This window comes from Bacillus sp. 7705b (genome assembly GCF_002289525.1).
In the GTDB taxonomy this organism is placed as follows: Bacteria; Bacillota; Bacilli; order Bacillales; family Bacillaceae; genus Bacillus; species Bacillus halotolerans.
The window spans coordinates 22695-34872 of the sequence record NZ_NSDH01000040.1 but is presented as its reverse complement, the minus strand read 5'-3'; the positions used below and the strand labels follow the sequence as shown (position 1 = coordinate 34872).

At 45.0% G+C, this 12178-nt stretch carries 12 protein-coding genes; 3 read left to right on the top strand and 9 right to left on the bottom strand.

Annotated features, from left to right (window positions below):
- Positions 1 to 16: 16 nt before the first annotated feature.
- Complete coding sequence (locus tag CJU60_RS16100; protein ID WP_024122332.1) at positions 17 to 1324, bottom strand: MFS transporter; 1308 nt, start codon at positions 1322 to 1324, stop codon at positions 17 to 19.
- An 83-nt stretch (positions 1325 to 1407) separates the two neighbouring features.
- Complete coding sequence (gene iolG / locus CJU60_RS16095) at positions 1408 to 2433, bottom strand: inositol 2-dehydrogenase (protein ID WP_024122333.1); 1026 nt, start codon at positions 2431 to 2433, stop codon at positions 1408 to 1410.
- A 237-nt stretch (positions 2434 to 2670) separates the two neighbouring features.
- Between iolG and CJU60_RS16090 the strand changes: the two genes are divergently transcribed.
- Complete coding sequence (locus CJU60_RS16090; protein WP_024122334.1) at positions 2671 to 3321, top strand: phosphotransferase; 651 nt, start codon at positions 2671 to 2673, stop codon at positions 3319 to 3321.
- Between the two features lie 41 nt (positions 3322 to 3362).
- Here CJU60_RS16090 and CJU60_RS21425 read toward each other — a convergent pair whose 3' ends face one another.
- Positions 3363 to 3485, bottom strand: coding sequence for a hypothetical protein (locus tag CJU60_RS21425; RefSeq protein ID WP_024122335.1), 123 nt, complete (start codon positions 3483 to 3485; stop codon positions 3363 to 3365).
- Positions 3486 to 3689: 204 nt separating this feature from the next.
- Between CJU60_RS21425 and CJU60_RS16085 the strand changes: the two genes are divergently transcribed.
- Complete coding sequence (locus CJU60_RS16085) at positions 3690 to 4016, top strand: DUF5412 family protein (RefSeq protein ID WP_254517810.1); 327 nt, start codon at positions 3690 to 3692, stop codon at positions 4014 to 4016.
- 267 nt (positions 4017 to 4283) lie between these two features.
- Entirely contained in the window at positions 4284 to 5738 is a 1455-nt protein-coding gene (locus CJU60_RS16080) for an alanine/glycine:cation symporter family protein (RefSeq protein ID WP_095714300.1), read from the top strand.
- Between the two features lie 48 nt (positions 5739 to 5786).
- Here CJU60_RS16080 and CJU60_RS16075 read toward each other — a convergent pair whose 3' ends face one another.
- The 6 genes from CJU60_RS16075 to nadB form a co-directional block, all read right to left on the bottom strand.
- A complete protein-coding gene (locus CJU60_RS16075; RefSeq protein ID WP_095714299.1) occupies positions 5787 to 6506 on the bottom strand; it encodes a YebC/PmpR family DNA-binding transcriptional regulator in 720 nt (239 codons plus the stop codon).
- 103 nt (positions 6507 to 6609) lie between these two features.
- On the bottom strand, positions 6610 to 7221 hold the full coding sequence (locus tag CJU60_RS16070; RefSeq protein WP_024122340.1) for a YhcN/YlaJ family sporulation lipoprotein: 612 nt from the start codon (positions 7219 to 7221) through the stop codon (positions 6610 to 6612).
- Between the two features lie 146 nt (positions 7222 to 7367).
- Positions 7368 to 8531, bottom strand: coding sequence for a spore coat assembly protein SafA (safA, locus tag CJU60_RS16065; protein WP_095714298.1), 1164 nt, complete (start codon positions 8529 to 8531; stop codon positions 7368 to 7370).
- A gap of 115 nt (positions 8532 to 8646) precedes the next feature.
- The gene (gene nadA / locus CJU60_RS16060) at positions 8647 to 9750 is read right to left on the bottom strand and encodes a quinolinate synthase NadA (RefSeq protein WP_095714297.1); all 1104 of its coding nucleotides are present in this window, start codon (positions 9748 to 9750) and stop codon (positions 8647 to 8649) included.
- Positions 9737 to 10606 (bottom strand): carboxylating nicotinate-nucleotide diphosphorylase, encoded by an 870-nt coding sequence (gene nadC, locus CJU60_RS16055; RefSeq protein ID WP_095714296.1) that lies wholly within the window; start codon positions 10604 to 10606, stop codon positions 9737 to 9739. The genes nadA and nadC overlap by 14 nt, the downstream gene beginning before the upstream one ends.
- The gene (nadB, locus tag CJU60_RS16050) at positions 10560 to 12155 is read right to left on the bottom strand and encodes an L-aspartate oxidase (protein ID WP_095714295.1); all 1596 of its coding nucleotides are present in this window, start codon (positions 12153 to 12155) and stop codon (positions 10560 to 10562) included. The genes nadC and nadB overlap by 47 nt, the downstream gene beginning before the upstream one ends.
- Positions 12156 to 12178: the final 23 nt, after the last annotated feature.

Here is a 12178-nt window from a genome sequence, read left to right as displayed (position 1 = left end):
AGTCTGACCAAAGAGGCTACTGCTTAACCGTTTCCTCAAAATTTGTTTGCACATTTTTCCTGACAAGCCGTTCCTCTGGATACATATCGGCGTGCCGTTCTGAAATCGTCAGAAATTGTGTCAGGAAAGCACTGAGAAAATATAATGCCGCAAAAATCCATATCACGCCGCCTGCGCCGAGCGGGCCGATAAAAAGGCTCACGATGCCGGGAGCAATAAAAGCGCACAGACCCGACCCCAGATTTAACACAGACATGGCAGCACCTTTGTTATCAGGCGCAAGCGTCGGCAAAAGCGCGCTTAATGGAACATATCCGGCCAGTGCCGCACCGTAGCAGCAGGCAATGATCATCAGCACCCAGTACTGATGCCCGATCAATTGCGGCGTGTAATAGAGCGCCAGTGTAAAAATGCCGCAGCCGACTCCGCCAAACCACATGACAGTATTGCGCCAGCCCAGTTTATCTCCGACCGCGCCGAAAATGATGTTAAATACAATGTTGACAAAAAACAGCGTCCCCCAAATTTGCAGCCATTCTGAAACAGAATAGCCGTAACGCGCCAAATAGGTCGGAAGAAATATCGCAAATCCGAATTGTCCGATAGCATTTATTGTCTTGACTACGCCGCCGATGCCGACTTTAGGATTTTCAAACATAATTGTAAACGCCTTCGACAGCTCTTTCCATTTCGGCTGATCTTGTTTTTGTACAGGCATAAATTTATCTTTATTAAAAAACAGTGCGAGAACTCCGCCTGCTGCCACAAATAGTAAAGCGCTCCAAAGCGTATTGATTTCTCCAATCGCCGGAACCGCATAGCTCGAATAAAACGGTCCAAGCACGTTCAGGCCGCACGTAAACATAAACCAAAACCAGCCGACGGCTTTACCAAGGATTTGCTGAGAGGTGCTGTATGATACCCATACAAGAAACGAGTATGCAAACAGCGGGTATCCCAAGCCCCTGAGCGCGTAGCTGCCCAAGAGAGCCGGATAGTACATATGAGGAATCGCCCAGCCGATAAAAGCAACCGAACCGAGGATAAAAGCAAGTAAACCGACCGTCATCGTCTTTCTTGGCCCCCAAGTCTGGACAAAGGTTCCTGATAGCCAAGCCGAAATCGTGACAGCAATGCCATACACCGTAAACAGCGAAGCAGATTGCTGCATACTGAGACCGTGATCAACAAGAAAAGGAGACAGCCATCCTTGCTCAAGTCCGTCTCCAACCATAAAGATGACCACACCAATATAACCCCAAATCATGTGAGAAGGAATACCGATTTTGTTTAAAGCATTTCCTTTAGCATGTGCTGTATTCATGATTTCCACCGCCTACTTTTTATAAAGTATCAATGGAATGTATATACCCAAGCTTGCTGTATTGTAATCCCTTTATCTGAATATTAAAAAACAATTTTTTCAGTATGTTCAATGCTGACAGGCATGCCTAAAGCGAGCGACTGCTGAGCCGCCCTTGCTATTCGTTCCGCCTGAAAGCCGTCCTCGCCGGTGCAGGCAGTCTCCCGATTGGTTTTGATCGCATCTGCAAACTGAAGAATCTCTTCTGTGTAGGCTTCCTTATAGCGTTCAAGAAAAAAGAAATGCGGTTTATCCTTCATGACAAAGTCAGCCGTTGACACTTCTACCGTCGTCGGCCTGCTGTTATCCGCTGCTGCCGAGCCTTTCGTGCCGAAAACCTCGACCCGCTGGTCATATCCGTACACAGCTTGACGGCTGTTGTCTATCACACCCATGGCACCGTTTGCAAATGTCAAGGTAATGACAGCCGTATCAATGTCCCCCAGCTCTGCAAAGGACGGATTCACCAAAGCCGCTCCTTTTGCATACACTTCCGTCACTTCACTTCCCATGATGTATCTCGCCATATCAAAATCGTGAATCGACATATCGATAAATAAGCCGCCTGATGTGCGGACATAATCAACATTCGGGGGTTCAGGGTCCCGTGACGTAATTTTTAATAAATGAGGCGGGCCGATTTCACCATTTGAGACAATGGTTTTGATTTTCTTAAAATGAGGGTCGAAACGGCGGTTAAATCCGACTTGCAGCTTAACCCCATGTTTCCGCACGGCCGCAAGTGCCTCCTTCGTTTCATCAGGAGAAAAACTGATTGGTTTTTCACAAAAAATATGTTTTTTCGCCTCGGCTGCTTCTCTGATGATTTGCGCATGTGTGTTTGTTGGCGAACAGATAAAAACAGCGTCAATATCAGGATCAAGCAATAAATCTCTATAGTCAGCGGTTATGTATTCAATGTGGTGACTGGCGGCCCAATCCTGTAAACAGCTTGCAGAAATATCAGAAACCGCTTTTATTTTCATATGAGGAATCCGATGTATATTTTGAACATGAAGTTTGCCGATGCGCCCTGCACCGATAATTCCTGTCACCATCTGTTTCGTCATAGCGTGTTCCCCCTTGATAGTTTACGAAAGCGCTTTATTTCAAATTAATAGTATCCTATTTGTAAGCGCTTTTCAAGGAGTGGGATAAACGTTTTCATGTCTCTTTTATCACAATCAAAGCTTATAGGTAGCCTTCTTTCCCAAGACCAGATACACTATATTTAGGCTCTTTTTCCTGAACAGTTTTGGATTTTCCTATAAACAACTGCATAAAATAGAGCAAAGAAGGTGAATGAAATGCTGACAAAAGCAGAGGCACTGGCCCATTCAGTCATATACCGCCAAAACAGCAGATTTGATAAAGTCAAAGAGAAACCCGAGGAATTAACATTGATCGGCAAGGGACGAAGCGCCTATGTGTTTGCCATAACAGAAGGTGACCGGAAAATGGCGCTGAAGGTATTTTTTCCGGAGTATCAAGCGACAGCCGTCAAAGAAGCAGCGATTTATGAAAAATTAGCCGGATCCGCATTCTACCCTGACATTTATGAAACTGGTGATTCATTTATTTTAATGGAATATATTAAAGGCGATACCTTTTACAACTGCCTGAAAAAAGGCATCGCGATCAGCGACGATATGATTCAGCAGGTAGAGGACGCACTTTCTGACGCCCGTGCTGCTGGCCTCAACCCGTCAGACATTCATTTGCGCAATCTGATTCTGACAGAATCCGGAGCAGTGCGGGTCATTGATGTTGCGAGATTTGAACAGACGAAAACGTGCACGCAGTGGGACGATTTAAAAACGGCGTATCATACGCTTTATAAAAAGCCGATTTTCCCGAAAAAAATCCCGGGCTTTTGGCTTGAGGTTATTGCTTTTTTATATAAAAAAGATTGGTTTCAGAAGCACTTTGCACAACGGAAAAGAAAATATTCTTCATAGAAAAGGCAGCCGCATAAGCGGCTGCCTTTATCATTTTATTTTTACTTTCTGACAGCAGAAATCAATTTCATTTGTTCAGGCGACAGCTTGATGCGATATCCTCTCACACTCAAATAAACCGCGTCTGAGTTCTTTTCGCTGGAATGACAATATGTGTTTTCCATTTCTGTCTCCCCCACCCTTTATCTATTTTCCTTTATCATACCTTCACTTTATTGAGGAAATTTTAAAGAAATGTAAAGATCGTATAAAATCCGCGATATGATAAAATGAGAGAAAAAAAGGGAGAGAGTCACATCAAAACACGCAGTAAAGTCCCTCTTATTATATTCTCATGTCTTCTGTTCTTCGGCGGTGCCGTTTATTGGATGTTTTTTTCACTCAAAAACGTTCCGAAAGGCAGCCTCGTACAATCAGTGGAATCACCGGACGGAAGCTATACGCTAAACACTTATGTATCCAAAAATACCTTAGGCTTAGATGCCGCCAGAGGCGAACTCGTGAATGAAAAAACACTTGTCAAAAAAACAATCTACTGGAATTATCCTGACAGCAGACCAGCTGTTAAATGGTTGAACAACAATACAGTAAAAATCGGCGGCCAGACTTTACATCTTGATATCGATGAAACTTATGATTGGCGAAAGGATGATCATTGGATTCGTGAGGAACCGCCGCAAGCATCAGTGAGGTAAGATTATGAAAGATCCTTATCGCCTTGCCTTTTATATGCGCAACGGCAGAGCTTGGCTATTTATTTCTCTAGGACTGTTTACAATTGGTGACATGCCTTTTTAAACAGAAGCGCGGCGTACTTCATACGCTGCGCTTTTTTTCACCCATTATCCCCTCTCATGATCATTACACGTTATATAATGTGACAGATTGATTGTAAAAATAGTTCAATTAGCCCAAAATCCTCTTTATAAAATGAAATCGAAACGACATGAGGAGGAAGCTTGATGGCAGATTTTGTTGCTAGTTTAAACGCGGTCTTATGGAGTACACCCGTCATTTATATTTTATTAGGAATTGGATTGATCTTTTCTATTGTGACCCGTTTTTTACAAGTCAGACACATCAAGGAAATGATTGTGCTGATGTTTCAAGGCAAGAGCTCAGAGGCAGGGGTATCTTCGTTTCAAGCATTATCAATCGCTCTGTCCGGCAGGGTGGGGACCGGAAACATTGCAGGTGTGGCAACAGCAATTGCGTTCGGCGGACCCGGCGCGGTGTTCTGGATGTGGGCCATTGCTTTTATCGGTGCTTCGAGCGCCTTTGTTGAATCTACTCTTGCCCAAATTTATAAAGTGAAACAAGGCGGCCAATATCGAGGCGGACCCGCTTATTATATAGAAAAAGGATTAGGCATTAAGTGGTTTGCTGTTTTATTTGCGGCTGCGGCCCTTATTGCAATGGCTCTCCTTATGCCAGGGGTCCAGTCCAACTCCATTGCAGCGGGCGTCCAAAATGCATTCGGCATCTCTCCTGCCATTACTGGCTGTTTTCTCGTTCTCTTATTAGGTTTTATCATTTTCGGAGGTGTAAAACGTATCGCCAGTGCCGCACAAATGATTGTCCCGTTTATGGCAGTCGGATACATTCTGCTCTCTCTGATCATCATTGTGATGAATATTTCTGAACTGCCTGCTGTCATTTCTTTGATTTTCAGAAGTGCTTTTGCATTAGATTCCGCATTCGGCGGTCTCATCGGCATGGCCATTTCATGGGGCGTCAAACGAGGCATTTATTCAAACGAAGCCGGACAAGGAACAGGCCCTCATCCTGCTGCCGCCGCAGAGGTATCTCATCCGGTAAAGCAAGGATTGGTTCAGGCATTTTCTGTTTATATCGACACTTTATTTGTATGTTCCGCTACAGCATTCATGATTTTATTTACCGGTATGTACAATACACAGGCTGCCGACGGTTCATTTATTGTCAATCACCTGAAAGGTGTAGAAGCTGGACCGGGCTTCACTCAGGCCGCCATTGACAGTGTGCTGCCCGGCTTTGGTGCAGGCTTTGTCGCTATTGCTTTGTTCTTCTTCGCTTTTACAACCATTATGGCTTATTACTACATCGCTGAAACAAATATCGCATATTTAGCGAGAGGCAGAGAAAGCAAGTGGGCAATGCTCGGCTTAAAAATGATCATTTTAGCCGCGACATTCTACGGTGCTGTCAAAACCGCTACACTTGCTTGGGCATTAGGTGACGCGGGACTTGGCATTATGGTTTGGCTGAACGTCATTGCCATTGTTTTGCTCGCCAAGCCGGCGCTTATTGCGTTAAAGGATTATGAGCAACAGAAGAAACAAGGCTTAGACCCAGTCTTTGATCCTAAAGCTCTCGGCATCAAAAACGCTGATTTCTGGGAGAAAGAATATACACACGAAAATGAGCGCGTCTCTTAAGATGAAAAAAGACCGGCCTGAGATCACTTCGCGCCGGTCATTTTTATATTACTGGTAATTTGTATACACTGCCTGAACATCATCATCGTCTTCAAGCGCATCGATCAATTTTTCCAGTTTTTCAACAGCCTCATCATCAGCCTCTGCATATGTTTTCGGAATCATGGTTACTTCAGCTGAATCAACTGGATAATTTGCTTCAAGTGCTGTTTTTACCTCTTCAAAACGTTCAGGCGCTGTTAATACCTCAAAGAATTCATCCTCTGTCTGCAGCTCTTCGCCGCCCGCTTCTATGACATCAAGCATCAAGTCATCCTCTTCTATTTGCCGATGTGTACGGTCAATTGCAATGTACCCCTTCCGCTCAAATAAAAATGCTACACATCCGCTTTCTCCGAGACTTCCGCCGTTTTTATTGAAAGCTGTCCGCACATTTGTCGCCGTACGGTTTTTATTATCAGTTAAGCACTCCACCATGACGGCAACCCCTGAGGGGCCGTAGCCTTCATAGGTGATTTCCTCGTAGCTGCTGCCGTCCTGGCTTCCTGCGGCTTTTTTTAGGGCACGGTCTATATTATCATTTGGCATATTGGCGCCTTTTGCTTTTTCAATCACAAGCCGCAATGCTGAATTTGCTTCAGGATCGTCTCCGCCTTGCTTTGCTGCCACATAGATTTCTTTAGCAAACTTCATAAATACTTTTCCGCGCTTTGCGTCTTGCGCATTTTTTCTTTTTTGGATGTTTTTCCACTTAGAATGGCCAGCCATGCTTTCACCTTCCTTGATATTTCTATGTACACTTTAATGGGTATTGCAAGCCGTTGTAAAGAAAAAGACCGCCGGGAATCACTCTCCGGCAGCCTTCTTAGTCCTAGCGTCTGTTCATTTTATGAAGTCTTGTGAACAGTCCTTTATCTGTAGATACTTGAACGTCACGGCCATCCGCATAGTTTCGTGCGGCTTTTTTGACATTTTGCCTGTCAGACTGTGTAAAATCAGCGTGGCTTCTGACTGCGATGACTACTTTGTCATCCGTTACCATCACTTGTGTGTCGTTGACGTTTTTGACTTGTTTCACACGATTGGCGATTTTTGCGGCAAGTCTTCTGTTCTCTTGGTTGTCATACCCGTTGTTGTTCGTCCCATTTCGGTTCATGTTTCTGTTATTTGTGTTGTTATATGTTCCGTCAGTTGCCAATGGGACGCGATCATCTGCAGTAACACGGTCGTTTACATTGGTTGTGTTTCGGTCACGGCCGTTCTGGCCGTTCTGGTCCTCCATCAATTCAGAGACCGGACCGTCGTGATCCATCCCGTCTCCCTGTCTGTCAGCATCATTCTCATTTGTATAATATCCGATTGGACGGGTATTGCCGTTATTACCGTTATTACGCGTATCATTAAGGGCATCATTATTTGCGCCGCATGCTGTTAATCCGGCTGTCATCAAAATGAGGCCTGCAATTGTTAACTTTCTACCCAATGGAAAACCCCCCCGAGGACTGATTGAGCATGTTGTGCTCGTTTTTATCATGTGCATCAGGGAGATATGTTAAGCGTGTCAGTTATGACCATTCGACGATTGTAAGACAATATAAAAAAAGGAACGATTTACATCGTCCCGAACAATCATTCACTTTCTTCTTCCGGGCGTCCAAACATCTGGTTTGTTGAAGGCTGATTTGGCATGGAAGTTCCGGCTGCATACGGATTCGGATTTGCTCCTCCGTAAGGCATATAAGGAGTTCCATATGCTCCTCCCTGATATCCAGGTGCTGAGAAGTATGGCTGCTGATCATCGTCACACCCGCAATCATCATGATCCTTAAATGGCGGCATATAACCATGTGCCACATTTGGCTGATAAGCACCCATCACTTGAGGAGCGCCATAATAAGGACCATATGGCATATGCCCATAAGGAGATCCATAAGCCGGCGATGCATATTGAGGCGCGCCGTGCGAAGGCTGATATCCGTAATGCCCGTGATGGCTGTTTTCATGATGCTGGTTATCATATTCACCCGGATCATATTGCGAAGGTGATACAAAACCTGGCTGGAAGCCATAAGGCTGATGCATCGGAAATGCATGTGCAGGATAGTATGGGTAGCACAGGCCGGATCCAGGCAGAATCGGTGAGACAGGAACCGGACATGGCACAAAATGGGCTGGATACGGATAGTATGGCTGAACTGCCGGCATATTCGGAACAGTGTGGTGGATGTTTTCTTCTTCCATACCGCCTACATCTGGCGCTTTAGGCGTATTAGGCATATTCGGATAATTTGCATTCTCCATATTACTCATTGCCTCCTGTTGTGGAAATTGATCTTGCATGTCATACATATGATCTATATTTCCGTCATGATGCTTTTTAGGCTCCTCCGGTTTAGGAGGCGACCAAGGCTGAAAAAGCTGATTCATATCATAATAATCGTTCACATCAGCTTCAGGATACACATTATCATGCAAATTCGGCATCGGCGGGACAAAAGGAACAGACTGCTTTTCTTTCGGTTTTGTGTCTTCTACGTCGACAACGGATTTAGGCTTCTCCTTGGAAAATGGGTGTTCTTGCTTCTCATCCCCGACTGCCGCCGGACTTTTGCCCGCTTTTATCTCTTTTCTGACTGGAACACCCCCAGAAGGCACTTTTATTTTCATTCCAGGCATGATTAAATCTGGATTGCTGAGCTGCGTATTGAGTTTTTTTACTTCCTCAACATCAACTCCGTATTTTTCAGCTATTTTCCAGAGTGAATCGCCTTTTTGAACGATATGGATTTTCAACGTTTTCCCCTCCTATGCAAAACGTGAACAGTTCAGTTGTGATTACAATATGTTTCTTCACAACATATGCCTGATCAAAAGAAATTATGAGTACAGGAGGGGAAATATTTCTGATTTACGTGATGGAAAGCATTCGATTCAGCGCTAGAAGGGCATCGTCCTGAATGACTTTCGGCACTTTGATCACGCCTGCTGGTTCTCCTTTTTCTATTTGTTCTAAAGACCAGAGCAAATGCGGGAGGTCAATTCGATTCATCGTCAGACATGGACACATATCCGGATTGAGTGATTCGATCTGTTTGTCGGAATGCTCTTGAATCAGTCGCTGAACAAGATTCATTTCTGTACCGATTGCCCATTTGCTTCCCGGCTGAGCGTGGCTGATTGTATCAATAATATATTTCGTTGATCCGCTGTCGTCGCTTTGCATTACGACTTCATGGGAGCATTCAGGATGAACAATGATCCGGATGTCAGAATCTCGTTCTCTCAAATCATTTATGTTTTTCACGGTGAATTTTTCATGTACAGAGCAGTGGCCTTTCCAAAGAATAACCTTGATATCGTTTTGTTCTGCCTCGTTCTCTAATTGATCTTGAATCGGGTCCCAGACAGCCATGTCCTCAAGCGGGATACCCAGTTCATAAGCGGTGTTCCTTCCTAAATGCTGATCAGGCAGAAATAAAATGCGTTTTTTCTGTGTAAACGCCCATTCAAGCACTTTTTTGGCATTGGATGAGGTTACAGTCGCTCCGCCGTGCTTTCCGACAAAAGCCTTGATCTCCGCTGTAGAATTCACATAGGTTAATGGTATGATGGTGTCGCCGAATATATGCTGAAGTTTCTCCCACGCCCTGTTCGTCTGCTGCATGTCAGCCATATCAGCCATAGAACAGCCCGCTCTCATATCTGGCAGGATGACCGTTTGGTCCGTACCTGTCAGCATATCAGCGGTCTCTGCCATAAAATGTACGCCGCAAAATACAATATATTCCGCATCCTTATTTTTTTCCGCCATTTGGGCAAGCTGGAGTGAATCGCCCGTTTGGTCAGCAAATTGAATTACTTCATCCTTTTGATAATGATGGCCTGGAATAAACAACCTGCTCCCGAACTTTTCCTTAATGGCTGCAACACGTCTCTCCATCTCTTTCATTGACAGCCCTTTATAATGGTCAGGCATCATTTCAAATTGTTTGATTGCATCAAGAATTGACATAACCGCATTCCTCCACTGACTGATTTGTTAACGCTACATCCATGCTGATATCTAAGCTTCTGACCGAATGAGTCAGAAATCCTAAGGAAATATAATTCACACCCGTCCCTCTAAAAGCGGGCAGAGATTCTAATGTAATTCCTCCGGAAGCTTCGGTTTTAATGTGATCCGGTGTGATATTTGCAAAATGGCGGACAGTGTCAGGCGGGCAATTGTCAAACATAATGACATCAGCTTCAGCAAGAATGGCTTCTCTGAGCTGCTCCTCAGATTCAATTTCCACTTCAATATTCACCATGTGCCCTGCTGCCTGCCGCGCTTTTTCACACGCCTTTACAATGGAACCGCAAGCTGCAATATGATTATCTTTGATCATGATTCCGTCGTACAGGCCGAATCGATGGTTATATCCCCCTCCGACCCTGACCGCATATTTTTCGAGCATTCTTAACCCCGGCGTCGTTTTCCTTGTGTCACAAACCTTAATCTGTTCATCATCAAGCCGTTCAACAGCCTGCCTTGTCATCGTCGCAATACCCGACAGCCTTTGAATAAGATTTAATACTACCCTCTCTCCAGAAAGAAGAGCAGCGGCCGGCCCGCGTAAGACGGCAATCACATCACCCTTTCGCAAATGATCTCCATCTTTTTTGTGTAAAAACGTCTGAACCTTTTCATCTAAAAAGGAAAAGCCTTCCTTTATTACCGCAGCTCCGGCGAAAATGCCGTCTGACTTTGCAACAATTGAGGCCTCACAGTTCTGTCCTTCAAAGATGGACTGTGATGTAAGATCTCCCGTCCCTATATCCTCATGAAAAAAGTGATTCAGCAATTTTTTCAGCTGTAAATGATTCATTTTTCCAAATCCCTTCGTTTTTTCTCATTTTGGTTCCCTTTTTTGTATGGACAATTTGTTTTCCTTGCCAGCCTGCATCAGCCTGAGGAATATCAATTCGAAAATGCGCCCCCCTGCTTTCTTCCCGCAATAGAGCAGACGAAGTCATCAGCTTTGCAACCTGCCACAAGTGAGAAAGCTCCAGCTGCGGAATTGTGATATCCTTCACATTTATCTTCTGAGATGGGAGCCCATAAAGCCAATTGCTCATCTCAATCAGTCTGTCTTTTTCTCTTACTATGGACATGTCGCTTGTCATTCTGTTTTGCAGTTCAGAAAGCTCGATATTCGGCACCTCATAAACTCCGCTGGTTTCACCGTTGAATTGACTATACCTGTTATCAACCGGTTTTCTCATGATATGTTCTGCTGCTCTTTTACCAAACACAAGTGCCTCCAGCAAGGAATTGCTCGCAAGACGATTGGCTCCGTGTAAGCCGGTGCATGCAGTTTCCCCTATCGCGTATAGCCTGGGCACAGTTGTTTCTCCCCACCGATTGACTGAAACGCCTCCCATTAAGAAATGCATTCCCGGCGCAACAGGTATTTTTCTTTTACGAATATCAACCCCTGCCTTTTCGCAAATAGAGGTGATTGTGGGAAAACGCACTTCGAAGTCAGAAATAGCGCTGCAATCAATATACACACGTTTTCCTTTTGCTATTTCTTCATGAATCACCCGCGAGACGACGTCCCGTGGTGCTAAATCCTCCAGCGGATGCCGTCCGGCCATAATACGGCGGCCGTTTTGGTCTGTTATAAAACCGCCCTCACCTCTGACTGCCTCTGAAACAAGCCCACACGAGACGCCATTTTTGACTAGAAGTGTAGGATGAAACTGGGTAAACTCTAAATCAGTTAATTCCGCTCCGGCCCGGTAAGCAAGTGAAAGACCATCACCCGTGACAGATGGATCGTTCGTATGGTGCTGAAACAAGCTTCCGCATCCGCCAGCTGCCAGCACAACCTCATCCGCATGCCGCAAATTGATCCGGCCGCGGCTGTCTTTCGTCACTACACCGGCACAGCGCCCATTCTTCATCAGCAAATCAACCGCTGTTTCATTCTCGATGACTTCGATTTGGCTATTGATTTGTTTCAGCAAGTAATCAATAAGCATGCTGCCTGTAGCGTCTCCGCCCGCATGAAATATGCGGTTACGCGTATGGGCTCCTTCCCTGCCAAGGCTGACTTTGCCTTGTTTATCCCGGTCAAATGGAAAGTCATTCTCCAAAAAGTTCTCAATGATGGTTTTTCCATCAAGTAAAACGTCTGATACGATGTTTTGATCGTTATGTCCGCAGCCTGCATATAACGTATCCTCCATATGAGACGCAATCGAGTCATCTTTTGCATAAGCCGCCGCAATTCCGCCCTGTGCATGTCTTGAATTGCTGTTTTTTGTGCTTTTTTTCGTGATGACAGTCACCTGGTATGATGGCGGAAGTGCAGAAGCCAGGGCAAGTGCCGCCGCTCCTGAACCAATAACCGCAATCGCCTTTATAGACATATGCCACCTCCTGTTGTTTACAC

Bases quoted from the DNA above. Each gene is read 5' to 3' on its own strand.
- CJU60_RS16100 (WP_024122332.1), bottom strand. From the start codon at position 1,324: ATGAATACAGCACATGCTAAAGGAAATGCTTTAAACAAAATCGGTATT.
- iolG (WP_024122333.1), bottom strand. From the start codon at position 2,433: ATGACGAAACAGATGGTGACAGGAATTATCGGTGCAGGGCGCATCGGC.
- CJU60_RS16090 (WP_024122334.1), top strand. From the start codon at position 2,671: ATGCTGACAAAAGCAGAGGCACTGGCCCATTCAGTCATATACCGCCAA.
- CJU60_RS21425 (WP_024122335.1), bottom strand. From the start codon at position 3,485: ATGGAAAACACATATTGTCATTCCAGCGAAAAGAACTCAGACGCGGTT.
- CJU60_RS16085 (WP_254517810.1), top strand. From the start codon at position 3,690: ATGTTTTTTTCACTCAAAAACGTTCCGAAAGGCAGCCTCGTACAATCA.
- CJU60_RS16080 (WP_095714300.1), top strand. From the start codon at position 4,284: ATGGCAGATTTTGTTGCTAGTTTAAACGCGGTCTTATGGAGTACACCC.
- CJU60_RS16075 (WP_095714299.1), bottom strand. From the start codon at position 6,506: ATGGCTGGCCATTCTAAGTGGAAAAACATCCAAAAAAGAAAAAATGCG.
- nadA (WP_095714297.1), bottom strand. From the start codon at position 9,750: ATGTCAATTCTTGATGCAATCAAACAATTTGAAATGATGCCTGACCAT.
- nadC (WP_095714296.1), bottom strand. From the start codon at position 10,606: ATGAATCATTTACAGCTGAAAAAATTGCTGAATCACTTTTTTCATGAG.
- nadB (WP_095714295.1), bottom strand. From the start codon at position 12,155: ATGTCTATAAAGGCGATTGCGGTTATTGGTTCAGGAGCGGCGGCACTT.